This window comes from Mesorhizobium sp. C395A (genome assembly GCF_030323205.1).
Classification (GTDB): domain Bacteria; phylum Pseudomonadota; class Alphaproteobacteria; order Rhizobiales; family Rhizobiaceae; genus Mesorhizobium.
The window spans coordinates 1,257,547-1,282,834 of the sequence record NZ_CP100473.1 but is presented as its reverse complement, the minus strand read 5'-3'; the positions used below and the strand labels follow the sequence as shown (position 1 = coordinate 1,282,834).

Below are 25,288 nucleotides of genomic sequence, written 5' to 3'. Positions count from 1 at the left end.
CCCTACTCGGCGTCCGGCGGCACGACGCCCTTGCGAAAGGCGAAGCAGCCATAGAAGCGGCGCTCGCCGGTCTGGATGACGCAATAGGCTTTCTTGGCGCGCTCGTAGAAGGCATAGCGCTCGACCGAGATCATCGGCCAGGCCTTGCCTTCCGCCTTGTCGATCTCCTTCTGCACCTCTTTTTGCACCGGCGGGATCTCGTCCGGCTTGCCGACGATCTCCATGCGCGCGGCCGCATCGTCGACGAAAGTGTCCAGCGGATAGAGCGACAGCACCGCCTTGACCACATCGGCCGCCGAGGCGTCGATGTGCAGCAGCTTGCCGAGCACGGTCTGCTTTGCCACCGAATCGGCGGGGAAATTGGTGTCGGCGATGACCAGATCGTCGCCGTGTCCCATTGCCCTGAGCGCCTGGAGCACATCGGCATTGAGCAATGGGTTGATCCCTTTGAGCATGGCAGTCCTCGTCAAACAGGTTTGGTCAAAGTCGATTGGAAATCAGAGCCGGTTGCCGGTCTCGGCGTCGAAGAGATGGACCTGGTCGAGGCGCGGCTTGAGATTGAGCGTGTCGCCGGGCTTGAAGTCGTGGCGCTCACGAAACAGCGCCACCATCTCGCCGTCGCCGAAGCGCACGAAGACCAGCGTTTCGGAACCGGTCGGCTCGACCACCGAGATTTTTGCCGGCACGCCGTCGGGATGGATTTCGAGATGCTCGGGCCGCACGCCATAGACCACGGCCTGGCCCTCCTTGGCGGCGCTGCCGGCCGCGATCGGGAACAGCGTGCCCGCTATCTCGACCTTGTCGACCTTGCGCACCACGCCTTTGAGCAGGTTCATCGACGGCGAGCCGATGAAGCCGGCGACAAACAGATTGGCCGGCCGGTCGAACAATTCCAGTGGCGCGCCAACCTGCTCTATGCGGCCGTCGCGCATGACCACGATCTTGTCGGCCATGGTCATGGCCTCGATCTGGTCGTGGGTGACGTAGATGGTGGTGGTCTTCAGCCGCTGGTGCAGTTCCTTGATCTCGGTGCGCATCTGCACGCGCAGCTTGGCGTCGAGATTGGAGAGCGGCTCGTCGAACAGGAAGACTTGCGGATTGCGCACGATGGCGCGGCCCATGGCGACGCGCTGGCGCTGGCCGCCGGATAGCTGGCGCGGATAGCGTTTCAGGTACGGATTGAGGTCGAGAATGTCGGCGGCGCGCTTGACCCGCTCGGCGACCACGGCTGGATCGGTCTTGCGCAGCTTCAGCGCAAACGCCATGTTCTGCTCCACCGTCTTGTGCGGATAGAGCGCGTAGTTCTGGAACACCATGGCGATGTCGCGCTTGGCCGGTGGCAGATTGTTGACGATGCGCTCGCCAATGGCGATCGTGCCGCCGGAGACGGTCTCCAGCCCGGCCACCATCCTGAGCAGCGTGGACTTGCCGCAGCCCGACGGGCCGACCAACACCACGAACTGGCCATCGGCGATATCGACGCTGACCTCGTGCAGGACCTTGACGGTTCCGAACGCCTTGGCCACATTGCTGATCGCGACTTGAGCCATCGTCCCCCCTTTTCTCGCGGTGAAGCTAGCCATTGCCAACGGCAAGGGCAAGTCGGTATGTTATCGATAAAAAGCCATTCGTGTTGACAAGGTAATCGATTACGCAAATATTAGCTGTTGCCAATCCGGCAGTCGGATTTTTATCCGAAAATCGGAGCTCCAGGCGACGCAGGGTGGGGTCCCACGTCCCCGTATGATAAAGGAGAACCGCCGACGTTTCGGCGTCGGAGGGATTGGCATTTTAATTCACGACTGTTGTTCTGGGAGGAATAGATGAGAGTCGGTCTGTACGAAAAACTCGTCCGCGCGGGTGCCACCCGGCGTGACATACTCAAAGGCGCGGCCTCGATGGCCGCGATTGCCGCCGCATCGGGCGCTGGGCTCGGCGCTTTCACCCGCCCGGCTGAAGCCGCCAGCGAGCTACGCTCCAAAATTCTGCAGATCCCCGGCGTCGGCAAAGGCCAGCCGACGGATGCCGACTTCCAGAAGGTAGGCGAACTCTGCCTGGAAGCCACCAAGGCCAATGTCAAGGAAGGCGAATTCGCCGGCGTCGAGCTCACCTTCATGGGCCTCAACAACCAGAACCTGCACAATGTGCTGTTCCGCGGCTTCCTGAAGCCGTGGGAGGCCTATACCGGCGCCAAGATCAGCTGGATCGACCTGGCGCAGGCCGACTACAATGCCCGCCTGCAGCAGTCGATCGCCACCGGCACCGTCGACTTCGACATCATCGAGATGGGCGCGCCCTTCGAAGGCGATGTCTGCGGCAAGGGCCTGACCTCCGAGATGCCCGACTGGGTCAAAGAGCAGATCGACATGAAGGATGTCGTGGCCTACCTGCAGCCGCCGGTCGGCACCTGGGACGGCAAGCAGTACCGGATCACCGTCGATGGCGATGCGCACAACTTCAACTACCGCACCGACGTTTTTGCCGATGCCGACCTCGCCAAGGCGTGGAAGGACGGCGGTGCGACCACCGAATGGGGTGTGCCGAAGACCTGGCAGGAAGTCCAGGCCGTCACAAAATTCCTCAAGGGCAAGAAGTTCAAGGACCAGGACGTCTTCGGCTATCTCGATGCGCCCAAGGCCTGGGGCGGCTTCGGCTTCTACTTCCTCGGCAGCCGCGCCACCGCCTATGCCAAGCATCCCGACGACAAGGCCTGGCTGTTCGATGCCGACACGATGAAGCCGCGCATCAACAATCCGGCCTGGGTGCGCGCCATCCAGGACGTCATCGACGCGCTGCCGTCGGAGCCCGCCGACCAGATCAACGCCGACCCGAACACGACAGCCTTCCAGCAGTTCCTGGCCGGCACCGGTTCAATGGTCACCTGGTGGGGCGACGTCGGCTCCAACGTCAAGACCAACGATAGCTCGGTCATCGGCGACGTCACCGGCTTCTCGATCCTGCCGGGATCCGACGACGTCTACAATGCCAAGACCGGCGCCTGGGACAAACTCGCCAGCGGCCCGAACTATGCGCCAAACTGTGCCTATCTCGGCTGGGGCGTCTATGTCATGGCCCGCGTCGATACGGACGAAAAGAAGAAAAAAGCGGCATGGTCGGCCGCCGCTCATCTCGGCGGCAAGGACCTGTCAATCTGGACGGCGATGTATCCGTCCGGCTTCCAGCCCTACCGCAACTCGCATTTCGACATTCCCGAATGGGTGGCGGCAGGCTACGACGAGGCGTTCATCACCTCGTATCTGAAGTCGGAAGCCGACAGCTACAACCATCCGAACGCGGCGATCGAACCGCGCATCCCCGGCATCTTCCAGTACTATTCGGCTGCCGAGGACATTCTGGCCAACACATTCGCCGGCAAGATGAAGGCGCAGGAAGGCGCCGACGCCATTGCCGCGGCCTGGGAGAAGCTGACCGACCAGATCGGCCGCGAAAACCAGATCAAGCTCTACAAGGCCTCGCTCGGCGTGTAGGCTGATCCTATCGTGACAACAGGTCCGGCGGTGCAAGCCGCCGGACCTGACCGGCTCGGGCCGGTCGCAGGCTTGATTTTTTAAACGGACGGGGACGCGTGGCTGACCAGACCACCAATGTATGGCCGGCCAACGCCGGCCCAGCCGATCTGATCTCGCCGGCCCGCAAGCGGGCGGGTTTTGCCCTGATGGCGGCCGCCACGCTTGGCCTGCTGGCGGTGATCGCGTTTGAGATCCTCTACAAGAACGAGATCACCACGCTCGGCTTCGAGACCTGGCGTCCGATCGTCTACGCCTATGTTCTGTGGGGCGTGACGCTTGGCATCGGCCAGGTGCTGACGCGCGGCGAGGACGGCCAGCGCGCGCTGTTCCTGCTGCCGGCGCTGCTGTTCACCATCGCCATGGTGATCTTCCCGACGCTGTTCGGCTTCTATATCGCGCTGACCGACTGGAACCTGTCGTCCTTTTCCGGCCGCAAGTTCAACGGGCTCGACAATTTCTGGCAGATGCTGGCCGATCCCTACTACCGCAACGCGCTGTTCAACATGGTGCTTTATGTGCTCGCCGTGCTGGTTGAGTATGTGATTGCCTTCGGCCTGGCGCTGCTGCTCAACGCGCAGATCCGGGCGCGCAAATTCTTCCGAGTCGTCTTCCTGATGCCGCTGATGCTGTCGCCGGTCGCGGTGTCGTGGATGATCGGCAAATCGCTGATGGAGTACCGTTTCGGGCCGGCGGCGACGCTGGCGCGCCATTTCGGCTGGGAAAACCCCGCCTTCTTCTCCAACCCGATCACCGCCCGCATCTCGATCATGGTGCTCGACGCCTGGACCTTCATCCCGTTCATGATGATCATGCTGCTTGCCGGCCTGCAGGCGATGTCGCGCGACGTGCTGGAAGCGGCGCGCGTCGATGGCGCCACGCCCTGGCAGACTTTCTGGCAGGTCACCTTCCCGCTGATGCTGCCGGTGTCGGTCACGGCGGTGATCCTGCGCATCATCTTCAAGCTGAAGCTTGCCGACATCATCATTACCGTCACCTCCGGCGGCCCCGGCGGCGCCACGGATTCAGTGTCGAGCTTCATCTACCGCGAATACCGCGACCGTTCGAATGTCGGCTACGGCACCATGCTGGCGATGGCCTATCTCGTCATCATCGTCGTGTTCGTGACCTGGCTGTTGAAATTCGCCAATCGCTTCGTGCGCAACGTGAACTGACGAGGCACAATGAGCGTCCAGACCACCGACTATGCTGCCTCGGAAATCCGCTCACCGCTGGGTTTTCTGGCCAATCGCATCTTCATCTATGGCGCGCTGGCGTTCTGGGCCTTCATCTGCCTGTTCCCGATCTACTGGACCATCACCACCTCGTTCAAGACCGCGGTCGACGTCACGCAAGGACACCTCATCCCGTTCGTCGACTTCCAGCCGGACTGGAAGGGCTGGCGCTCGCTCGGCCTGTCGCCGGATTCGATCTTCCAGACCTCGACGGTGCGGGAGGAGTTTTTCAAGCGCTTCATGAATTCGGTCATCACCTCGGTCGGTGCGTCGAGCCTCGCCATCGTCATTGGCAGCCTCGCCGCCTATGGGCTGACCCGCTACCGCTATCAGTTCGCCTGGTTCAAGAACGAGGACATCTCCTTCTTCTTCCTGTCGCAGCTGATCCTACCGCCGGTGGTGCTGGCCCTGCCCTTCCTGGTGCTCTACCGCGAGGTCGGCCTGCTCGACACACGCATCGGCCTGATCCTGCTCTACACGCTGATGGTGCTGCCGATCGTCATCTGGATCATGCGCGACCAGTTCAACTCGATCCCGGTCGAGCTCGAGGAGGCAGCGCTGGTCGACGGCCTGTCGATCTGGGGCGCTTTTTTCCGCATCGTCATGCCGATTGCGCTGCCGGGCATGGTCGCCGCTTTCATCCTGGCGATGGTGCTGTGCTGGAACGAGTATTTTTTCGCCGCGCTGCTGACCTCGACGGACGCCAAGACCATCCCGGTCATGGTGGCGAGCCAGACCGGCTCGCAAGGCATCAACTGGTGGTCGATGGCGGCTCTTGCCACCGCCGCGATCGCACCGCTGGCGGTCATCGGGATTGCGCTTGAGCGGTATCTGATCATGGGCATGACGGCTGGGGCGGTGAAGTAGGCGAGAGGCAGCCCCCCATCGCTTCGTCATCCTAGGGCGAAGCAAGGAGCGAAGCGACGCGGCGCACACCCTAAGATAACGAAAATACGAAAGCCGCCCGACAGTCTCGTAGCTAGCGCCTCAGGATTTCCGTGAGATGATCCATGATCATCGCGACGCCCTTCTGCCCAAGCTCCGCCGAGGCGTCCTTGGCACTCACCGTGTACCAGCTTGTATTGTCCGCAAAACGCCCGGCATCGACCGCTTCCGGACACAGCGCCAGCATCAGCGACGTCTCGCCGATGCCGGCATGATCGAACGGATACTTCCCGTTCATGGCAGCCGACATTAGCGGGTGCACCTGCACCCAGTTGAAGAAATTCTCGCCGGCGGCGTGCCCGGCATAATAATCGGCCATCCCGTCTGAGCCCCACCAGCCCTCGCCGCGCTGCTTCTCGAGGAAGCGGAAGATCGCCTGGCGGCCGGCGGCCTTGAAGGCGAGATCGGTCGGCATGCCGGCGGCAAAGTTCTCGGTCTGGTGGTGGATGATGGCGTTGATGTTACGAAAGCCGATGCGCAGCAGGCTGTAGAACAATTCTTCGGCGAACGGCGCCAGTTGGTTGCCGCCGACCTGCACCGAGCCGTTGCCTTCGGGTGCTGCCACCACATAGCTCGCCGCACCGTAGTAGAAAGCCGGCAGGATGACGATGTCGGCCTCCTTCTCGTAGAGCTCCAGCGTCTTGATGACGGCCAGCGTGTCCATGCCGACAGCCATGTGCTCGCCGTGATATTCGAGCACGCCGAGCGGGAGAGCGACCGGCCAGTTCTCGGCGATCGCCTTGCGGATCTGGTGCGGCAGCATCAGTTCGTAGCGCATGATCTATTCCATGTTGGTGTGGCGGGCGCGCATGGCCTCGGACGACTGGCCGGTCAGCGCCTTGAGCTTCAGCACCATGACCTCGAACAGCAGGAACAGCGCCCCTTCGAAGACCGAGCCCATCGGCAGCAGCGATGTCTTTTGCGGCCCCTGGTCGCGCGCCATGGTCTGCGCCGGGATAAGCAAGGTGAAGTCGGCAAGCGCGACCGCACTGCTGCCTGCCTCGGCGGTGAGCAAAAGCACGGTGGCGCCGGCCTTGCGGGCGACTTGCATCAAGGTGAGCACCGTCGTCGTCTCGCCCGGGCCGGAACTGACCAGGAAGACATCGGCTGCGCCAAGCGGTGGCGTGTTCATGTCGCCGACCACCGACACCTCAAGCCCGAGGTGATAGAGGCGCATGGCGAAACCCTTGAGCTGCAAGGCCTCGCGGCCGCAGCCATAGACGACGATCTTTTGCGCGCGGGCCAGGGTTTCGCAGGCGGTGTCGATGCCGGCTTCGTCGACGCGCGCCAGTACGGCGCCCAGCTCTTGCAGGGCGGTCGAAAACATATCCGAGCCGGCATTCGTCATGAGAGTCCCATCTGTCCGGCTGGGTTTGTGGCCGGTGATTTCGGTTGCGCGCTTTCGGAGAAAGGCTTGTTTTTGTTCATGCTATCACCGCGAAAATGCCTGTCCAACGGCCATGGCGGCTTTTGCTGAGCCAGCGGCGTGATAGTGTCATGTCAGACAAATCAATCCAGGAAATCAGCACGACATGAAGACACGGCATTTCGACCGCATCGGCAATGGCGGCCTCGACTTCACCGAGCTTGGCTTCGGCAGCGCGCCGCTCGGCAACCTTTACCGCGCCGTCCCTGACGCGGATGCCAACGCAACGCTGGAGGCGGCGTGGGCGACCGGCTGCCGTTACTACGACACCGCGCCGCTCTATGGCCTGGGTCTCGCCGAAACGCGGCTCAATGCTTTCCTGCGCGGCAAAAGCCGGGACGACTACGTGCTGTCGAGCAAGGTCGGCCGGCTGCTGCGCGCCTGCCCGCCGGAGGAGCGAACCGGCATCGGCAAGTTCTTCGACACACCGACGCGCAAGGAGGTCTACGACTACAGCTATGACGGCGTCATGCGCTCGTTCGAGGCGTCGCTGGAACGGCTTGGCGTCGACCGCATCGACATCCTTTTCGTCCATGACCTCGACATCTTCACCCATGGCAGCAAGGAGGCGTCAGACCAGCGCATCGAGGAATTCATGGCCTCGGGCTACAACGGACTGGTTGCGCTGCGCGACCAGGGCGTGATCAAGGCCTTCGGCGGCGGCATCAACGAATGGGAGGTTTGCCAGACGCTGGCGGAGCGTGGCGACTTCGACCTGTTCCTGCTGGCCGGGCGCTACACGCTGCTGGAACAGGAAGCGCTTGCCACCTTCCTGCCGCTCTGTGAGCAACGCGGCATCGGCATCGTTCTCGGCGGTCCTTACAATTCCGGCATCCTGGCGACCGGGCCGAAGCCAGGCGCCTATTACAATTACTCCGAGGCGCCAAGGGACATCATGGATCGCGTCGGGCGCATCGAGGCCGTCTGCGAGCGCCATGGCGTCAGGCTGATCGAGGCGGCGCTGCAGTTTCCGCTGCTGCACCCTTCCGTGGTGTCGGTCATCCCCGGCGGCCAGCGGCCGAGCGAAGTCGAAAGCAACCGCGCCCTGCTCGATGCCAAGCTGCCCGCGGCGCTGTGGGCGGACCTCAAGCAGGAAGGCCTGATGCGCGCGGATGCGCCGGTGGGCTGAAGGCGCGCCTCAGCGGGCTGACGGCTTGCCGCGATCGAGGCAAAAGAAAAGCCGGGCGAACCCGGCTTTCCAACATTCTCTGAAAAAATTTTTAGTTGACCGCGTCCTTGAGGCCTTTGCCGGCCGAGAACTTCGGCACGGTACGCGCCGGAATCTTCACTTCCGCGCCAGTCTGCGGGTTGCGGCCAGTCGATGCCGCACGCTTGGAGACGGTGAAATTTCCGAAGCCGACGAGCCGTACATCGCCGCCCTTCTTCAGTTCGCCAGTGATGACGGAGAACACCGCCTCAACCGCCGACTGTGCGTCACCCTTCGAAATGCTCGCGGATTCAGCGACAGCGGAAACCAGTTCGTTCTTGTTCATAAAAATTCCCTTCCATGAGAAAACCGGAACTTTCGACTCATCCGGCAGGAGAGGGACTTTAGAAAGAAGCGCTCGCAAACCCAAGTCAAAAAGCCGGAAATAAGTCGAAAAAAGCCCGGAAAAGGTGGGTTTTTCACATGAAAAAGCCGGGCTCAAGGCCCGGCTCTCTCTTTGTGCACTGCAACTTTAGTAGTTTCTAATGTGCAAGCGACTTTCCAGCATCGTCAACGGTATCGGTGGAAGCCGGCGGATTGACTGGCTCGACCCACTCGATCGGCTCCGGCATGCGCACCAACGCGTGCCTCAGAACCTCGCCGACACGTGAGACCGGAATGATCTCCATACCGTTCTTCACATTGTCCGGTATCTCCGCCAGATCCTTGGCGTTGTCTTCCGGGATCAGCACCTTCTTGATGCCGCCGCGCAATGCGGCGAGCAGCTTCTCCTTGAGGCCGCCGATCGGCAAGATGCGGCCGCGAAGCGTTATCTCGCCAGTCATCGCCACATCAGCCCGGACCGGAATACCAGTCATGACAGACACGATGGCTGTCGCCATGGCAGCACCTGCAGACGGACCGTCCTTCGGCGTGGCGCCTTCGGGCAAGTGGACGTGGATGTCACGCTTGTCGAACAGCGGCGGCTCGATGCCGAAATCGATGGCCCGCGAGCGGACATAAGAGGCCGCCGCCGAGATCGATTCCTTCATCACGTCGCGCAGATTGCCGGTCACCGTCATGCGGCCCTTGCCGGGCATCATGACGCCTTCGACCGTCAGCAGCTCGCCGCCGACTTCTGTCCAGGCAAGACCGGTGACGACACCGACCTGATCGTCGGCCTCGACCTGGCCGAAGCGGAAGCGCGGAACACCGAGGTAATCGGCGAGGTTCGCCGCCGTGATGCTCACCGTCTTCTTCTTCGTCTTCAGGATCTCGGTCACCGCCTTGCGCCCGAGCTTCATCAGCTCGCGCTCCAGGCTTCTGACGCCCGCTTCACGGGTGTAGGTCTGGATGATGCCGCGGATCGCGTCCTCGCCGACGGAGAATTCCTTCGGCTGCAGGGCATGATCGCGGATCACCTTGGGCATCAGGTGACGCTTGGCGATCTCGATCTTCTCGTCCTCGGTGTAGCCGGCGATACGGATGATCTCCATGCGGTCCATCAGGGGCGCAGGGATGTTCAGCGTGTTCGCCGTCGTCACGAACATCACGCTCGACAGGTCGTATTCGACCTCGAGGTAATGGTCCATGAACGTCGAGTTCTGCTCGGGATCGAGCACCTCGAGCAAAGCCGATGACGGATCGCCGCGGAAGTCCTGGCCCATCTTGTCGATCTCGTCGAGCAGGAAGAGCGGGTTGGACTTCTTGGCCTTCTTCATCGACTGGATGACCTTGCCGGGCATCGAGCCGATATAGGTGCGGCGGTGGCCACGGATCTCGGCCTCGTCACGCACGCCGCCAAGCGCCATGCGGATGAACTCGCGGCCGGTCGCCTTGGCGATCGACTTGCCGAGTGAGGTCTTGCCGACGCCGGGAGGGCCGACGAGGCACAGGATCGGCCCCTTCAGCTTCTTCTGGCGGCTTTGCACGGCGAGATACTCGACGATGCGGTCCTTGACCTTGTCGAGGCCGAAATGATCGGTGTCGAGCACGTTCTGCGCAAACGCCAGGTCCTGCTTGACCTTGGAGTTCTTGCCCCACGGGATCGACAGGATCCAGTCGAGGTAATTGCGCACGACGGTCGATTCCGCCGACATCGGCGACATCGTCCGCAGCTTCTTCAACTCGGCTTCCGCCTTTTCGCGGGCCTCCTTGGAGAGCTTGGTCTTCTTGATGCGCGCCTCGATCTCGGCGGCCTCGTCGCGGCCGTCCTCGCCTTCGCCGAGTTCCTTCTGGATCGCCTTCATCTGCTCGTTGAGGTAGTATTCGCGCTGCGTCTTCTCCATCTGGCGCTTGACGCGCGAGCGGATGCGCTTCTCCACCTGCAGGACGGAGATTTCGGCTTCCATGAAGCCCATCGCCTTTTCCAGCCGTTCCTTGACGGACAGGGTGGCCAGCATCTCCTGCTTCTCGGGGATCTTGATGGCGAGGTGCGAAGCAACCGTATCGGCGAGCTTGGAATAGTCGTCGATCTGGCTGGCGGCACCCACCACTTCAGGCGAGATCTTCTTGTTCAGCTTGACGTAGTTTTCGAAGTCGGTGACGACCGAACGGGCGAGCGCCTCGACCTCGACCTCTTCCTCCTCCGGCTCGACCAGCGCCGTGGCGGTAGCTTCGTGGAAGTCCGGACGGTCGGTGAACGAGACGATCTTGGCACGCGAAGCGCCTTCGACCAGCACCTTGACGGTGCCGTCGGGCAGCTTCAGCAATTGCAGCACATTGGCGAGCGTGCCGATGTCGAAGATCGCATCGGGCTCGGGATCGTCATCGGCGGCATTCATCTGGGTGGCAAGCAGGATCTGCTTTTCCTGACCCATAACCTCTTCCAGCGCCTTGATCGACTTTTCACGCCCGACAAAGAGCGGAACGATCATGTGCGGGAACACCACGATGTCGCGCAGTGGGAGGACTGCGAAGACGCCGTCGCTGGGAGCCTTGGATATTTTGGCCATTGTCCAACCTTTCATGTCGCGGCCGCTAATTGAGCCAACCGCGAATCTCATATTAACGACCGGGGATCGTTCCGCCTACCACCGTTTGTGACGGGAGTTTTACAGCACAGAATTCGGCACCACGGCCTTCCGATGTTAGTTGGATGCACGAGGGGCAAAGATCAAGGGTCGACACGTTCGTTCATCCACTCCGTCACAAGGATCGGTACCTCACCACAGCAAAACGGCGCCCCGCGGGCGCCGTTCCATAAAAAGGTTAGGCCAGATGCCAGATCAGGCGCTGACGTTGCCCTTCTTTTCCTTCTGCTCGGAATAGATGTAGAGCGGCCGGGCGCTGCCGGTCACCACTTCTTCCGAAATCACCACTTCGCGCACGCCTTCCAGAGCGGGCAGTTCGAACATGGTGTCGAGCAGGATCGCTTCCATGATCGAGCGCAGGCCACGGGCGCCGGTCTTGCGCTCGATGGCGCGCTTGGCGATCGCCGACAGCGCATTCTCATGGAAGGTCAGGTCGACACTCTCCATCTCGAACAGCCGCTGATACTGCTTGACCAGCGCGTTCTTCGGCTCGGTCAGGATCTGGATCAGCGCCGGCTCGTCGAGGTCTTCAAGCGTCGCCAGGACCGGCAGACGGCCGACAAACTCGGGGATGAGGCCGAACTTCAAGAGATCCTCGGGCTCGACCAGGCGGAACACGTCGCCGGTGCGACGATCCTCGGGCGAAGCCACGATGGCGCCGAAGCCGATGGAAGTCTTCCTGCCGCGATCCGAGATGATCTTGTCCAGCCCGGCGAAGGCGCCGCCGCAGATGAACAGGATATTGGCGGTGTCGACCTGCAGGAACTCCTGCTGCGGATGCTTGCGGCCGCCCTGCGGCGGCACGGAGGCAACGGTGCCTTCCATGATCTTCAGAAGCGCCTGCTGCACACCCTCGCCCGACACGTCGCGGGTGATCGATGGGTTGTCGGACTTGCGCGAAATCTTGTCGATTTCATCGATGTAGACGATGCCGCGCTGGGCGCGCTCGACATTGTAGTCGGCCGACTGCAGCAGCTTCAGGATGATGTTTTCGACGTCCTCGCCGACGTAACCGGCTTCGGTCAGCGTCGTCGCGTCGGCCATGGTGAAGGGCACGTCGATGATGCGGGCCAGCGTCTGGGCAAGCAGCGTCTTGCCGCAGCCGGTCGGGCCGATCAGCAGGATGTTGGACTTCGCCAATTCGACGTCGTTGTTCTTGCCGGCATGCGCCAGGCGCTTGTAGTGGTTGTGGACAGCCACCGACAGCACGCGCTTGGCGTAGGGCTGGCCGATGACATAGTCGTCGAGAACCTTCAGGATCTCCTGCGGGGTCGGCACGCCCTCGCGCGACTTCACCATCGAGGTCTTGTTCTCCTCGCGGATGATGTCCATGCATAGCTCGACGCACTCGTCGCAGATGAACACCGTTGGGCCGGCGATCAGCTTGCGCACCTCGTGCTGGCTTTTGCCGCAAAACGAGCAATAAAGCGTGTTCTTCGAATCACCGCTGTTGTTGCCGACTTTGCTCATTTTCCTGTCCTTTCATGGCCGCCCGCCGATGGTCTGGCTGAAAGGGCGTATATCCTATCTATCGCGGGAATTCGCCGCCGCCAGTGTCCCGGCTCCCGCAACGCATTCCGTACGAAACACAAATCAGAAAACGTCGCAATGATTCGCGCCAACCCTGCACAAAGCTAAGCCGTCGAAAATCAACATAGCCTTAACGTAGGCAATCCCATCCACCGAGGGAACAGCCAATTGTGGCCGAAATGCCGCAAATCCCAGCAAAAGCGCGTTATCCAGCCACGCAACTGCCATGCAGCGCTTATGCCGCAGCGCCTTCGACCGGCTCGCGCGACGAAATGACCTTGTCGATGAGGCCGAAATCCTTGGCTTCGTCGGCTGTCATGAAATGGTCGCGGTCAAGCGTCTTTTCAATGTCTTCGTAGCTCTTGCCGGTGTGTTTGACGTAGACCTCGTTGAGGCGGCGCTTCAGCTTGATGATGTCTTGCGCATGCCGCTCGATGTCGGAGGCCTGGCCCTGGAAACCGCCGGAAGGCTGGTGAACCATGATACGGGCGTTCGGCGTGGCAAAACGCATGTCCTTGTGGCCGGCGGTCAGAAGCAGCGAGCCCATCGACGCCGCCTGGCCGATGCACAGCGTCGACACCGCCGGCTTGATGAACTGCATGGTGTCGTAGATCGCCATGCCCGAGGTCACCACGCCGCCCGGCGAGTTGATGTAGAGATTGATCTCTTTCTTCGGGTTCTCGGCCTCGAGGAACAAAAGCTGTGCACAAACCAGCGTCGCCATACCGTCTTCGACCGGGCCGGTGATGAAAATGATGCGCTCTTTCAGCAGGCGCGAGAAAATGTCGTAGGCCCGCTCGCCGCGATTGGTCTGCTCGACCACCATCGGAACGAGGTTCATGTAGGTTTCGACGGGGTTCTTCATGGACTACCCTTTTTGGAGATGGGGATTCCGGCGCCGGGAAATCGGGCAGAATCGGTTCTTGATGGTTAGAATGTAAATAGGATGCCGGCTCACCCTAGCGCAAGGCCGCCTCTCCTAGCCATCTGGTTAAGTCGAATCAAGGTTTCCGCGCAAGGGAAGCCCGAAGGCGGCCAACGGCGTTTTTGCGGTGTAGCAATTCCTTAACCCCGTCGCTTAACGAAACGCGGCGAAACCGCTTTCCCCCGGAGAACCATCCCCTACAGTTCAACGTTGAACCTCACCTTCTCGCGTTCAAACAGGGGGAGTGCCATGATCAGGAAAACTGTTTGCCTCGCCATTTCCGGCCTTGCCGGTCTCGGCATGGTGTCCGATGCGGTTGCCGACGGCCGGGCCGCCGAATGCTATGAGCCGGTGCACAGGCCGGCGCTCTATGACACCGTCTATGAAGACGTCATGGTCAGTCCCGGCGGGCAGTTGGTCGACTATGATCCGCCGATCTATGGCACCATGGAGCGCGTCGAGCAGATCGCGCCGCCCCGAGTCACCTATGACATCGTACCGGCGAGAACCCGCACCGTTTACCGCACGGTCCAGGTCGACGATGGCGGCTATGCCTGGGAATGGCGCGTCATCCACGGCCGCAAGGTGCTGTGCAAGGTGTGGCGCAAGGCGCGCTATGCGCGCGTCGCCGAAACGGTGGTGGTTGAACCGGAGCGCACCCGCCGGGTTGTGCTGCCGGCCGAATATGAGAGCGTCGCCCATGAAGTGCTGGTGCGGCCCGAGCGGCGGCACGTCACCCAGATAGCGCCGTCATACCAGAGGGTGGCGCGCCGGGTGGTGGTGCAGGAAGGCTCGACCAGCTGGCGCCGCGTGCATATTGCCAGGCATTGCGAGGATTAGACTTCGGTACTTCGCCGAGGTCCGTCTCGGTTGGCTCAATCCATAGGGCCGTCGGGTGCCAACATCCGGTCTGGCACCAAGCCGGCAAGCCGCGGTAATGGTCTGGCATGACCACATCCATGCCGCCCTACCTCGCCTTTGATCCAGCCACGCGCCGCCTGCGGCTTGATCCGCACGAACCGGCGTTTTTCCAGAACCCCTACGACGCCTACGCCTTCCTGCATGGCGCATCGAATGCCTTCTTCTGGGAGGAATTCGGCTTCTGGTGCTTTGGCGGCTTCGACGACGTCAACCGGCTGTTGCGCGACCGCCGCTTCGGCCGCCAGAACCCGGCCGGCATTCCCGACAGCCGCGGCATCGGCGAGGATCGCTCGCATTTGGCCGCTTTCGACGGCATCGAGAGCAATTCGATGCTGGAGCTGGAGCCGCCGGTGCACACCAGGCTCAGAACCCTGGTCAACCGCGCCTTCGTCTCGCGCCAGGTCGAGCGGCTGAGACCGCGCGTCGAAGCGCTGGCCAATGAACTGATCGACCGGTTCGAACCGCGCCAGGTCGATCTATTGCCCAGCTTCGCCGCGCCCTTGCCCATCACCATCATTGCCGAAATGCTTGGCGTGCCGGTGGAAGTGGGGCCGCAACTGCTCGACTGGTCGCACCGGATGGTGGCCATGTACATGCATGGCCGGACGCGCGAGACCGAGGAAGCGGCCAATCGCGCCGCGCGCGATTTTTCCGACTTTTTGCGTGGCTATGTCGCTGAGCGGCGCAAGAAGCCTGGCGACGACCTGCTGTCGCTGCTGATCGCGGCGCAAGAGGATGGCCAGAAGCTGTCGGAAGACGAGTTGGTCTCGGCCGCCATCCTGTTGCTCAATGCCGGCCACGAGGCGACCGTCCATCAAACCGGCAACGCCGTGCGCACGTTGCTGGCGCAAGGCGGCGACCCCGGCCGTTTCTTCACCTCGCCGGAAGCAACCGCTGCGACGGTCGAGGAGTGCCTGCGCTTCGACGCGCCGCTGCACATGTTCACCCGCTACGCCTATCAGGAGGTCGAGGTGACATCCGGGGTTGTCGTACAGCCGGGCGAGACGATCGGCCTGCTGCTCGGCATGGCCAATCATGATCCGCTTGCCCTTGCCGAACCTGGCGCCTTCCGGCCCGGCCGACCAGACCAGAAGAATGTCTCGTTCGGCGCCGGTATCCATTTCTGCATCGGTGCGCCGCTGGCGCGGCTGGAGTTGCAGGTGTCGCTGAAAACCCTGTTCGAGCGGCAGCCGCAACTCCATCTTGCGGAGGAGCCGCGCTTCCGCGACACCTATCATTTCCATGGGCTGGAAAAGCTCATTGTGAGCTTGTGAGGACGGCGGAGCCGACGCATGCCCGAGAAAATGAGATTCGCCTTTCTACAGGAACCACCCTTCTGCTTTATCGACGGATCGGGACGTCTGGGCGGCAGCGATGCCCAACTGGCCACGAGGGTCTGCCTGACGCTCGGGCTGGAACTTTTGCCCATCGAGACCGAGTTTGCCGAACTGCTGCCTGGGCTTGCCGAACATCGGTGGGACATAACCACCGGCCTGTTCATTTCCGACGACCGCCGGAAGCTGGTCGAGTTCACAAGGCCGATCTGGATGCTGCGGATGGATTGCTGGTCGCGAAAGACAATCCCCGCGCCTTCGATGGCTATCGGTCCGTCGCGCTGATCGGCGTCATATCGGGCCAGATCCAGCACCGGACGGCCCTGCAAAACGCTATTCAGCCCGAACGGCTAAGGATATTTGCCACTCAGGCCGAAGCAGCTAACGCCGTCGCGGCCGGCGTGGTGCATGCCTATGCGAGTGCAGCGCTCGCGCATCGCGGCTCTCTGAGCCGGCGACCCGACGCGCCTCTCGACGTCGTCGACGTCCCGGCAGTCGAAAAACAGCCAGCGCCCGGCGCTTTCGCTCTCGCCAAAGGCAGTGCCACCCTGCTCCAGCGCGTCGATTTATGTCTCAGTGAGTTGCTTGGAAGTCCCTGGCACAGGGAGATGATGAGCGGATACGGCTTTTCCGACACTGACATCGATCGGCTTTTGTGAAGTCCAAGCGCGACCGAGCGTCAGAGCTTGATCACATACTCCTTGCGGGTCGTTTCAAGCACTTCCCAGCTGCCCCTGAAGCCTGGCCTGAGCACGAAGCTGTCGCCGGCGCGCACCGTGCGGGCCTCGCCGCCGTGCTCGGCAACCACCGAGACGCCGGACAGGATGTGGCAGAACTCCCACTCGTCATAAACGATTCGCCATTTGCCCGGCGTCGCTTCCCAGATGCCGGCGTAGAGGCCGCCATCGCGCTCTTCGACATTCCAGGTGCGGAATTTCGGATCGCCCGCAATCAGGCGATCCGGCGCCGGTGCGCCATGCTCGGCGTCGACGCTGTCGGTCGATATTGTCTGGTAATGCGCGGACAGGATTTGCCTCCAACAGTTTAGTGAGTAGTGAGTAGTGAGTGGAAAGCGCTCCCTCGACGCGGATGGCTAGTCACTAATCACTGCTAACTAATGAATACCGACTACTACTCACTACTCACTACTCACTACTCACTAAGAAAATCAAACCTTAGCCAAAGCCTGTTCCAGATCGGCGACGATGTCGTTGACATCCTCGATGCCGACGGAAAGCCGAACCGTGTCCGGTCCGGCACCCGCCTTGACCTTCTGCTCGTCGGAAAGCTGGCGATGCGTGGTCGAGGCCGGATGGATGACCAGCGACTTGGTGTCGCCGACATTGGCCAGGTGCGAGAACAGTTCGAGCGCCTCGACGAACTTGATGCCGGCCTCGTAGCCGCCCTTCAGGCCGAAGGTGAAGACAGCACCGGCGCCTTGCGGCGAGTATTTCTTCTGCAGCGCGTTGTTCTTGTCGCTGGGCAGGCCGGGATAGTTGACCCAGGCGACCTTGGGGTGGTTGGACAGCCAGCCGGCGACGGTGACCGCATTGTCGCAATGGCGCTGCATTCTGAGCGGCAAGGTCTCCAGCCCGGTCAGGATCAGGAAGGCATTGAACGGCGAAATCGCCGGGCCGATGTCACGCAGGCCAAGCACGCGCGCGGCGATGGCGAAAGCGAAATTGCCGAAGGTTTCGTGCAGGACAAGGCCGCCATATTCGGGGCGCGGCTCCGACAGCATCGGATATTTGCCGGATTTCGACCAGTCGAACGTGCCGCCATCGACGATGGCGCCGCCGATCGAATTGCCGTGGCCGCCGATGAACTTGGTCAGCGAATGGACGACGATGTCGGCGCCATGCTCGATCGGCCGCACCAGATAGGGCGAGGCCAGCGTGTTGTCGACGATGAGCGGCAAGCCGTGCTTGCGGGCGATGTCGCCGATCTTCTCGATGTCGACGAAGGTGCCGCCGGGATTGGCCAGGCTCTCGATGAAGATCGCCTTGGTCTTGCCATCGATCTGGCTTTCGAAAGTGGAGATGTCGTTGGTGTCGGCCCAACGCACCTCCCAGCCGAAATTCTTGAAGGCATGGCCGAACTGATTGATCGAACCACCGTAAAGCCTTGTGGCGGCGACGAAATTATCGCCAGGCCGCATGAGATTGTGGAACACGATCACCTGTGCGGCATGGCCGGAAGCAACGGCAAGTGCAGCCGTGCCGCCTTCGAGCGCCGCGATCCGCTCTTCCAGCACCGCCTGGGTCGGGTTCATGATGCGGGTGTAGATGTTGCCGAAGGCCTTCAGCCCGAACAGCGAGGCGGCATGGTCGGCATCGTCGAACACAAAGGAGGTCGTCTGGTAGATCGGCGTGGCGCGTGCGCCCGTTGCCGGGTCGGGCTTGGCGCCGGCATGGACGGCGAGCGTGTTGAAACCGGGCGTGCGGGTCATCGAAAACCTCCCTGAGCGGTAAACGTGTGAATGGTGAAATGATGAATGGTGAGCGATAAATGGTGGTCGCAAAGTCGGCCAGTCCCACCTTGATTGCAAGCCGCTCATATGCGGCTTTACCCGGCTTCCAGGAAAATCCTTCTATTCACCATTCACCATTCACTGCCTTACTTCTGGCGCACACCGAAACTCTGGAATCCCGACCGCATCAGCGGCTTCTTCGACGACAGCACACCGGAGTTGACGCCGGTCCAGCCGATCTCGCCCGACAGCTTGCCATATTCGATCTTCGGGCAGCGGTTCATCACCACCTTGATACCGGCCGCCTCGGCACGCGCGGCCGCCTCGTCGTCGCGCACGCCAAGCTGCATCCAGATCACCTTCGGCAAGGGGTCGAGCTTCAGCACCTCATCTACAATGCCGGGCACCGATGCAGAGGCGCGAAAGATGTCGACCATGTCGACCGGCTCCGGCAGATCGGCAAGGCTGGCATAGGTCATGCGGCCGAGGATTTCCTTGCCGGCCTGCCCCGGATTGATCGGAAACACCGAAAAGCCCTTGGCCAGCAGATATTTCAGCACGAAAAAGCTCGGCCTGACATCGTTGGCCGACGCGCCGACCATGGCGATGGTCTTCACAGAATTGAGGATGCCGCCGATATAGGCATTGTCGTAGCTATCGTGATTCACTCGTCGGTCTCCCTCAGTGCTTCCTCCATAAAGGACTGCGGGTCCGTGCAGAAGTCGCGCATCATGCGAAAATGATCGGTATCGGTGAAATCTGTGGGGTCGAGGCCGAAGCGGCTGATGCGGAACAGCCGCGCGCCCGGACAGGCCATCAGCAGCGGCGAGTGCGTCGCCATGATCACTTGAGCCGTGCCGGACCGGTCCATGCGCCGCAGCATCTTCAGCAGCTCGATCTGCCGCGATGGCGACAGCGCGCTTTCGGGCTCGTCGAGGATGTAGATACCTTGCCGGCGGCAGCGCTCCTCGAAGAAGCGGATGAACCCTTCACCATGCGACCAGGACAGGAAATCCGGCGGCGCCCCGCCAGATTCCAGCGCCGCCTGATCGAGATAGCGGGCAACCGTGTAAAAAGATTCGGCGCGGAAGAACCAACCCGCTGTGACCTTCGGCAGCCAGTGACCGCGCAACGTGTCGGCAAGCGCTGCACCACTCTCGTCGATGGCGCCGGAGTGGTCGACGGGCATGTAGCCCTTGCCGCCGCCGGCTTCGTCGTAACCGGCCACCGCGCCGATCGCTTCCAGCAGCGTCGATTTGCCGGTGCCGTTTTCGCCGACAATGATGGTGATCGGCGTGGTGAATTCGAGCTCGAATTCGCGGCCGCGGAACAGCGGCAGGTTCCAGGGATATTTTTCCCAATCTTCCACGCGCTCGGGGTCAATCAGGATGCGTTTGAGATAAGGCGCCTTAAGCCGCGTCAGTTGCTTGCGATAGCCCATGCGGACGCTCAGTCCGGCAGCGAGATGGTGCCGTCATCCGCGATCGGGAAGGCCGGATTGTGCGCCACTTCCCAGACATGGCCGTCGGCATCGGCGAAATAGCCGTACCAGCCACCCCAGAAGGCACGGCCGGCCGGCTTGACGATTGTGCCGCCGGCCTTCTCGGCTGCGGCCAAGACCTCGTCAACCTCGGCATGGGAGCGGGTGTTGTAGGCGAGATAGAACGCCGACGGTGCTGCGGCGAAGGCAATGCCTGAATCCTCTTCGGCGCTTGGCCGCGGGAACAGGCCGAGAATGGCGCCGCCCATCTGGAAGAAGGCGACGCCATCGGTGATGCCGGCGTGGCGCTTCAGGCCCATGCCCTCGTAAAAGCGCACGGCGCGCTCGAGATCGTCGGTGGCGATGGTGATGATGGAGATGCGTGGTTCCATGGGTCGAAAAGCCTATTCGTCCATCCATTCCGGTTTGCGCTTGCCGATGAAGGCGCCGATGCCTTCCTCGGCGTCGCGGGCCAGCATGTTCTCGACCATGACGCGGCCGGTATAGGCATACGCGTCCGCCAACCCCATCTCGGCCTGCGCGTAAAACGCTTCCTTGCCGGCCCTGACCACCAGAGATGATTTGGAGGCAATGGTTTGCGCGTATTTGGTGACGATCTGATTCAGGTATTCGCGCGGCACGACGCGGTTGACCAGGCCGAATTCCTTGGCGGTTGCCGCATCGATGGTCTCGCCGGTCAGAAGCATCTCCATGGCGTGCTTGGGAGACACGTTGCGCGACAGCGCCACCATTGGCGTCGAACAGAACAGGCCGATATTGACGCCCGGCGTGCAGAAGGTCGCTTCATGCGAGGCAATGGCGAGGTCGCAACTGGCAACCAACTGCAGCCCGGCGGCGGTGGCGAGGCCATCGACTTCGGCGATGATCGGGAGCGGATGGCGCACGATCTGCTGCATCAACGCCGCGCAAGCCGAAAATGTCTGCTCGAAAAACCCCTTGCCCTTGTCGGCGTCGGCGCGGCGCGCGGTCATTTCCTTGAGATCGTGACCGGCGCAGAAGACTTTCCCGGCGGCCGCCAGGACGATGACGCGGACCGATTTGTTGGCCTTGGCATCGTCGAGCTCGGCGCTCAATGCCGCCATGACGGAAAGCGACAAGGCATTGGCGGGCGGATTGGCGAGCGTCAGGCGCAGCACGCCCTTGTCCAGCCTGGCGATGACCGGCCCGTCTATGGCAACAGGTTTGATAGAAAGGATTTCGGCCATGACAAGGTCTCCGCGATTCCGCCGGGCGCCGCCAGACTATCTAATATCGGATCGAGTTTCATCAACACCCATCGCTTGCGCCAGAGGTGTTGCCAGAAGCGCATCATTGCGTTCATACAGGCCCGGCATAGAACGAGAGACCGACATGCCCGCCCAGGACAATCTCAAGCCGGTGCTGACGGCGGCTGAAGTCAATGCGCTGATGGCCAGCGTCTACCCCCAGCTCAACGACGAGTTCACGTCGTATGAGGCGCTCGATGTGTTTCCCGGCGGCTGCACGGTGCGGCTCAACGCCAACGAACGGCATTTGCGTCCCGGCGGCACGGTATCGGGTCCGTCGCTGTTCACGCTGGCCGACATTGGCGGCTATGTCTGCGTGCTCAGCCATGCCGGGCCGGATGCGCTTTCGGTTACCGTCAACCTCAACATCAATTTCGTCCGCAAGGCCGAGGCCGGCCCGATCGACGGCCATTGCCGCATCCTGAAGCTGGGCAAGAGCCTGATGGTGTTCGATATCGACATAGTCGCCGGACCGAAGGAACACACGGTAGCGCATGCGACCGGCACCTATTCGATCCCGCCGAAGCGCTCCGCCGATGTGGTAAAATAATACCTTTTGATCAAACCTTTGTTTTTATTACACTTTACGAGCAGACGTGCTTTTCCCGCGCCTTGACGTGCCCACTCCCCTCGCCTATAAGCCGTCACGAAGCAGCGGCCCCCAAAGGCCGCCGTTTTGTTATTGGCGGCGGGCAAGGGCCTTGTCGCCAATCCAAGCAACAAGAAACGCCTTCTTCGGAAGGTCCTAACCGAAAGCAGAAAAATCCATGGCAACCTTTTCGCAGAAGCCTGCGGATGTGGTGAAGAAGTGGGTGCTGATCGACGCCGAGGGTCTCGTCGTCGGCCGTCTCGCCACTGTCATCGCCAATCATCTTCGCGGCAAGCACAAGCCCACCTTCACCCCGCATGTCGACGACGGCGATAACGTCATCGTCATCAATGCCGACAAGGTGGTGTTCACCGGCAAGAAGTTCACCGACAAGGTCTATTACTGGCACACCGGTCACCCCGGCGGCATCAAGGAGCGCACCGCGCGCCAGCTGCTCGAGGGCCGTTTCCCCGAGCGTGTCGTCGAGAAGGCCGTCGAACGCATGATCCCGCGCGGGCCGCTCGGCCGTCGCCAGATGAAGAACCTCCGCGTCTATGCAGGCACGGAACATCCGCATGTCGCCCAGCAGCCCGTCACCCTCGACGTCGGCGCGCTGAACGCCAAGAACAAGAAGGTTGCATAAGATGGCTGAGCTTTCCTCGCTCGCAGAATTGGGCGCCGCCACCGGCAACACCAACACCCAGCCGGCAGCACCCGTCCATGTCCAGAAGCTCGACAAGTCGGGCCGCGCCTATGCCACCGGCAAGCGCAAGAACGCCATCGCCCGCGTCTGGGTGAAGCCGGGTTCGGGCAAGATCGTCGTCAACGACAAGGAATTCGCGACCTATTTCGCGCGTCCGGTCCTGCAGATGATCCTCAACCAGCCGATCATCGCTTCCAACCGCGCCGGCCAGTACGACATCGTCGCCACCGTCATCGGCGGCGGCTTGTCCGGCCAGGCCGGCGCCGTTCGTCACGGCATCTCCAAGGCGCTGACCTACTATGAGCCGGCACTGCGCGCCGTGCTCAAGAAGGGCGGCTTCCTGACCCGCGACAGCCGCGTCGTCGAGCGCAAGAAGTACGGCAAGGCGAAGGCCCGTCGTTCCTTCCAGTTCTCGAAGCGCTAAGCGTATCGGGCTTCAAGCAATCGAAAGGCCGCTTCCGGGCGGCCTTTTTTGTTTTGCGGTCACGGCAGTCACCCCGCCCGCGCCTTCGGCGCGACCTCCCCATCGAGGGGAGGTAGGGGTCACGGCAGTTTTGCCGCCCTGAACAATCCACGGGGGCTCGGCTGACACCAAAACCCTACCGTAAGAGCGCGACGCCCTATCTCTCCTCGATGGGGAGGTCGGCGCGAAGCGCCGGGTGGGGTGATGGCGCCCGCCTCGGTTCAAGTCTCAGAACTTGCCGGCCTTGATGTAATCGATAAACGCCCGTAGCGGCGCCGGAACCAGACGCCGTCCGGGATAGTACAGAAATGGCCCGGGAAAGCTCTGCCACCACGGTTCGAGCACGGGCTCCAGGTCACCGCTTTCGAAGTGAGGGCGAAGCCACCCTTCAAAGAGAGCGACGATGCCGCTGCCGGCAATCGCCGCATGGACGGCAAGATCGCTCGCCCCGCCGATGCGCACGATCAACGGCCCCGTCGTGTCGACCCGCACCACCTCGCCGTCGCGCTCGAATTCCCACGGCAGCATCGAACCACTGGCAAAACGGCCGCGCAGACAAGCATGGCCAAGCAGATCGCTCGGGTGCTGCGGCCGCCCATGGCGATCGAGATAGGCGGGGCTGGCGCCAGTGGCGAAGCGCTGGACGCGCGGTCCGATCGGCACCGCGATCATGTCCTGCTCCAGTCGCTCGTCATAGCGGATGCCGGCGTCGCAGCCGGCCGCCAGTACGTCGACGAAGTTCTCATCGGCGATGACCTCCAGCCGAATGCCGGGATAGGCGGCGAGGAAGCCCGGAACGATGTCGGGCAATATCAGCCGCGCGGCGCTGACCGGGACGTTGAGGCGCAGCGAACCGGCCGGCCTGTCGCGAAAGCCATTAACCACGTCGAGGGCCGCCTCCACCTCCGACAGCGCCGGGCCAAGCCTTCCCAAGAGGCTGAGGCCTGCGTCGGTTGGAACAACGCTGCGTGTCGTGCGGTTGAACAGCCTGACGCCGAGCTGCGTCTCCAGGCGGCGCACCGCTTCGCTCAGGCCCGACGCGCTGCCGCCGCCGGCGCGAGCCCCTTCGCGAAAACCGCCGGCACGCGCCACCGTCACGAAAGCATTCAGATCGCCAAGATCCATCATTGTTCGCCATTCCGCACAAGCTGTACGGATTGTACCTTATTATCCCAAGGTTGAGCAGCGTCTATCTTCGCCTCCTCAAAGGAGATCGACCATGTCCACCATCCAAAAATCCGGCACATTCACCCTCGGCAGCCACACCGTGAAACGGCTCGGCTACGGCGCCATGCAACTTGCCGGCCCGCACGTTTTCGGTCCGCCGAAAGATCGGGACGCGGCCATTGCTGTGCTGCGCGAAGCGGTGGCATCCGGGGTCAACCACATCGACACCAGCGACTATTATGGCCCGCATGTCACCAACCAGCTGATCCGCGAAGCGCTGGCGCCCTATCCGCAAGACCTCGTCATCGTCACCAAGATCGGGGCGCGGCGCGGCAGCGACGGCTCATGGCGGCCTGCCTATTCCGCCAAGGAACTTGAGCAGGCCGTGCACGACAATCTCAGGAATCTCGGCCTTGAGGTGCTGGATGTCGTCAATCTGCGCATCATGTTCGGGGTGATGGGTCCGGCCGAGGGCTCGATCGGGGCGCAATTGACCGCGCTTGCCGAATTGCAGCGCAAGGGCCTGGTGCGCCATATCGGCCTGAGCAACGTCACCCCTGCGCAGGTCGAGGAAGGCCGTGGGATCGCCGAGATCGTCTGCGTGCAGAACCAGTACAATCTGGCGCATCGCGACGACGACGCGTTGATCGATGAACTGGCGCGCGCCGGCATCGCCTACACGCCGTTCTTCCCGCTCGGCGGCTTCAGCCCGCTGCAGTCGTCGACCTTGTCGGATGTGGCCGCGCGGCTCGGCGCCACACCCTTGCAGGTTGCGCTCGCCTGGCTGCTGCGCCGCTCGCCGAACATCCTGCTGATCCCGGGGACGTCGTCGATCGGGCATTTGAGAGAGAACCTGGCGGCGCGGGAACTGGAGATGTCGGCCGATGTGCTAAGGGAATTGGATGGGGTGGCGAAAGCGGCGTGAAGCGCCAGCAATCTCCCCCTCGAGGGGGAGATGTCGCCAAAGGCGACAGAGGGGGTCGGTTCGACCGGGCTGGACCATTTCTCAGCGGCAGAGGGAGGTTAGCGCTCCACGCGAGGCGACCCCCTCTGGCCTGCCGGCCATCTCCCCCTCAAGGAGGGAGATTGCAGTTCCAGCCTCCGCTCC

27 protein-coding genes are annotated in these 25,288 nt (G+C 62.2%); 12 read left to right on the top strand and 15 right to left on the bottom strand.

What is annotated here, in order from left to right:
• Positions 1-2: 2 nt before the first annotated feature.
• Positions 3-455 carry an RbsD/FucU family protein gene (locus NLY37_RS06315; RefSeq protein ID WP_023711516.1) on the bottom strand — a complete coding sequence of 151 codons (453 nt, stop codon included), beginning with the start codon at positions 453-455 and terminating at the stop codon, positions 3-5.
• A gap of 42 nt (positions 456-497) precedes the next feature.
• Positions 498-1,550 (bottom strand): ABC transporter ATP-binding protein, encoded by a 1,053-nt coding sequence (locus tag NLY37_RS06310; RefSeq protein ID WP_023823241.1) that lies wholly within the window; start codon positions 1,548-1,550, stop codon positions 498-500.
• A 273-nt stretch (positions 1,551-1,823) separates the two neighbouring features.
• Between NLY37_RS06310 and NLY37_RS06305 the strand changes: the two genes are divergently transcribed.
• The 3 genes from NLY37_RS06305 to NLY37_RS06295 all read left to right on the top strand — a co-directional run bounded on the left by NLY37_RS06305 (position 1,824) and on the right by NLY37_RS06295 (position 5,629).
• Entirely contained in the window at positions 1,824-3,488 is a 1,665-nt protein-coding gene (locus NLY37_RS06305; protein ID WP_023705031.1) for an ABC transporter substrate-binding protein, read from the top strand.
• Between the two features lie 98 nt (positions 3,489-3,586).
• Positions 3,587-4,702: a carbohydrate ABC transporter permease gene (locus NLY37_RS06300; protein ID WP_023705032.1), complete on the top strand. Its 1,116-nt coding sequence runs from the start codon at positions 3,587-3,589 to the stop codon at positions 4,700-4,702.
• Positions 4,703-4,711: 9 nt separating this feature from the next.
• A complete protein-coding gene (locus tag NLY37_RS06295; RefSeq protein WP_023669427.1) occupies positions 4,712-5,629 on the top strand; it encodes a carbohydrate ABC transporter permease in 918 nt (305 codons plus the stop codon).
• Positions 5,630-5,741: 112 nt separating this feature from the next.
• On the opposite strand, the gene NLY37_RS06290 is transcribed toward NLY37_RS06295, so the two are convergent.
• The gene (locus tag NLY37_RS06290) at positions 5,742-6,485 is read right to left on the bottom strand and encodes a creatininase family protein (RefSeq protein ID WP_023742816.1); all 744 of its coding nucleotides are present in this window, start codon (positions 6,483-6,485) and stop codon (positions 5,742-5,744) included.
• A gap of 3 nt (positions 6,486-6,488) precedes the next feature.
• Positions 6,489-7,055, bottom strand: coding sequence for an SIS domain-containing protein (locus tag NLY37_RS06285; RefSeq protein WP_023669425.1), 567 nt, complete (start codon positions 7,053-7,055; stop codon positions 6,489-6,491).
• Positions 7,056-7,239: 184 nt separating this feature from the next.
• On the opposite strand from NLY37_RS06285, the gene NLY37_RS06280 reads away from it, so the two are divergent.
• Positions 7,240-8,262, top strand: a complete 1,023-nt coding sequence (locus NLY37_RS06280) for an aldo/keto reductase (RefSeq protein WP_023705034.1) — start codon at positions 7,240-7,242, stop codon at positions 8,260-8,262.
• 91 nt (positions 8,263-8,353) lie between these two features.
• Here NLY37_RS06280 and NLY37_RS06275 read toward each other — a convergent pair whose 3' ends face one another.
• The 4 genes from NLY37_RS06275 to clpP all read right to left on the bottom strand — a co-directional run bounded on the left by NLY37_RS06275 (position 8,354) and on the right by clpP (position 13,707).
• Positions 8,354-8,626, bottom strand: coding sequence for an HU family DNA-binding protein (locus NLY37_RS06275; protein WP_023669423.1), 273 nt, complete (start codon positions 8,624-8,626; stop codon positions 8,354-8,356).
• Positions 8,627-8,822: 196 nt separating this feature from the next.
• On the bottom strand, positions 8,823-11,234 hold the full coding sequence (gene lon / locus NLY37_RS06270) for an endopeptidase La (protein WP_023682304.1): 2,412 nt from the start codon (positions 11,232-11,234) through the stop codon (positions 8,823-8,825).
• Between the two features lie 273 nt (positions 11,235-11,507).
• Positions 11,508-12,782, bottom strand: coding sequence for an ATP-dependent Clp protease ATP-binding subunit ClpX (gene clpX, locus NLY37_RS06265; RefSeq protein ID WP_023682305.1), 1,275 nt, complete (start codon positions 12,780-12,782; stop codon positions 11,508-11,510).
• A 295-nt stretch (positions 12,783-13,077) separates the two neighbouring features.
• Positions 13,078-13,707: an ATP-dependent Clp endopeptidase proteolytic subunit ClpP gene (clpP, locus tag NLY37_RS06260; protein ID WP_023682306.1), complete on the bottom strand. Its 630-nt coding sequence runs from the start codon at positions 13,705-13,707 to the stop codon at positions 13,078-13,080.
• Positions 13,708-14,016: 309 nt separating this feature from the next.
• On the opposite strand from clpP, the gene NLY37_RS06255 reads away from it, so the two are divergent.
• From NLY37_RS06255 to NLY37_RS30910, 4 genes are all read left to right on the top strand, one after another.
• Positions 14,017-14,607: a hypothetical protein gene (locus NLY37_RS06255; RefSeq protein ID WP_023742817.1), complete on the top strand. Its 591-nt coding sequence runs from the start codon at positions 14,017-14,019 to the stop codon at positions 14,605-14,607.
• A 107-nt stretch (positions 14,608-14,714) separates the two neighbouring features.
• On the top strand, positions 14,715-15,962 hold the full coding sequence (locus NLY37_RS06250) for a cytochrome P450 (protein WP_023742818.1): 1,248 nt from the start codon (positions 14,715-14,717) through the stop codon (positions 15,960-15,962).
• A gap of 18 nt (positions 15,963-15,980) precedes the next feature.
• Positions 15,981-16,307, top strand: coding sequence for a transporter substrate-binding domain-containing protein (locus tag NLY37_RS30915; protein ID WP_502882095.1), 327 nt, complete (start codon positions 15,981-15,983; stop codon positions 16,305-16,307).
• Complete coding sequence (locus NLY37_RS30910) at positions 16,250-16,681, top strand: type 2 periplasmic-binding domain-containing protein (protein ID WP_502882094.1); 432 nt, start codon at positions 16,250-16,252, stop codon at positions 16,679-16,681. Before NLY37_RS30915 ends, NLY37_RS30910 begins: the two co-directional genes overlap by 58 nt.
• Before the next feature lie 20 nt (positions 16,682-16,701).
• Here NLY37_RS30910 and NLY37_RS06240 read toward each other — a convergent pair whose 3' ends face one another.
• The 6 genes from NLY37_RS06240 to NLY37_RS06215 form a co-directional block, all read right to left on the bottom strand.
• The gene (locus NLY37_RS06240; protein WP_023742819.1) at positions 16,702-17,049 is read right to left on the bottom strand and encodes a cupin domain-containing protein; all 348 of its coding nucleotides are present in this window, start codon (positions 17,047-17,049) and stop codon (positions 16,702-16,704) included.
• Positions 17,050-17,190: 141 nt separating this feature from the next.
• Complete coding sequence (locus NLY37_RS06235) at positions 17,191-18,471, bottom strand: O-acetylhomoserine aminocarboxypropyltransferase (RefSeq protein ID WP_023742820.1); 1,281 nt, start codon at positions 18,469-18,471, stop codon at positions 17,191-17,193.
• Positions 18,472-18,638: 167 nt separating this feature from the next.
• Entirely contained in the window at positions 18,639-19,160 is a 522-nt protein-coding gene (locus NLY37_RS06230) for a CoA-binding protein (protein ID WP_023711525.1), read from the bottom strand.
• Positions 19,157-19,933 (bottom strand): AAA family ATPase, encoded by a 777-nt coding sequence (locus NLY37_RS06225; RefSeq protein WP_023682312.1) that lies wholly within the window; start codon positions 19,931-19,933, stop codon positions 19,157-19,159. Before NLY37_RS06225 ends, NLY37_RS06230 begins: the two co-directional genes overlap by 4 nt.
• 8 nt (positions 19,934-19,941) lie before the next feature.
• Complete coding sequence (locus NLY37_RS06220) at positions 19,942-20,364, bottom strand: VOC family protein (protein WP_023742821.1); 423 nt, start codon at positions 20,362-20,364, stop codon at positions 19,942-19,944.
• Positions 20,365-20,376: 12 nt separating this feature from the next.
• A complete protein-coding gene (locus NLY37_RS06215; protein ID WP_023742822.1) occupies positions 20,377-21,198 on the bottom strand; it encodes an enoyl-CoA hydratase in 822 nt (273 codons plus the stop codon).
• Positions 21,199-21,343: 145 nt separating this feature from the next.
• On the opposite strand from NLY37_RS06215, the gene NLY37_RS06210 reads away from it, so the two are divergent.
• The 3 genes from NLY37_RS06210 (at position 21,344) to rpsI (ending at position 22,974) form a co-directional block, all read left to right on the top strand.
• The gene (locus tag NLY37_RS06210) at positions 21,344-21,808 is read left to right on the top strand and encodes a PaaI family thioesterase (RefSeq protein ID WP_023742823.1); all 465 of its coding nucleotides are present in this window, start codon (positions 21,344-21,346) and stop codon (positions 21,806-21,808) included.
• 217 nt (positions 21,809-22,025) lie between these two features.
• Positions 22,026-22,490 carry a 50S ribosomal protein L13 gene (gene rplM / locus NLY37_RS06205; RefSeq protein ID WP_023669409.1) on the top strand — a complete coding sequence of 155 codons (465 nt, stop codon included), beginning with the start codon at positions 22,026-22,028 and terminating at the stop codon, positions 22,488-22,490.
• A gap of 1 nt (position 22,491) precedes the next feature.
• On the top strand, positions 22,492-22,974 hold the full coding sequence (rpsI, locus tag NLY37_RS06200) for a 30S ribosomal protein S9 (RefSeq protein ID WP_023669408.1): 483 nt from the start codon (positions 22,492-22,494) through the stop codon (positions 22,972-22,974).
• A 267-nt stretch (positions 22,975-23,241) separates the two neighbouring features.
• Here rpsI and NLY37_RS06195 read toward each other — a convergent pair whose 3' ends face one another.
• Complete coding sequence (locus tag NLY37_RS06195) at positions 23,242-24,141, bottom strand: LysR family transcriptional regulator (protein WP_023742824.1); 900 nt, start codon at positions 24,139-24,141, stop codon at positions 23,242-23,244.
• A gap of 91 nt (positions 24,142-24,232) precedes the next feature.
• Between NLY37_RS06195 and NLY37_RS06190 the strand changes: the two genes are divergently transcribed.
• Positions 24,233-25,105 carry an aldo/keto reductase family oxidoreductase gene (locus NLY37_RS06190; RefSeq protein ID WP_023742825.1) on the top strand — a complete coding sequence of 291 codons (873 nt, stop codon included), beginning with the start codon at positions 24,233-24,235 and terminating at the stop codon, positions 25,103-25,105.
• Positions 25,106-25,288 lie beyond the last annotated feature (183 nt).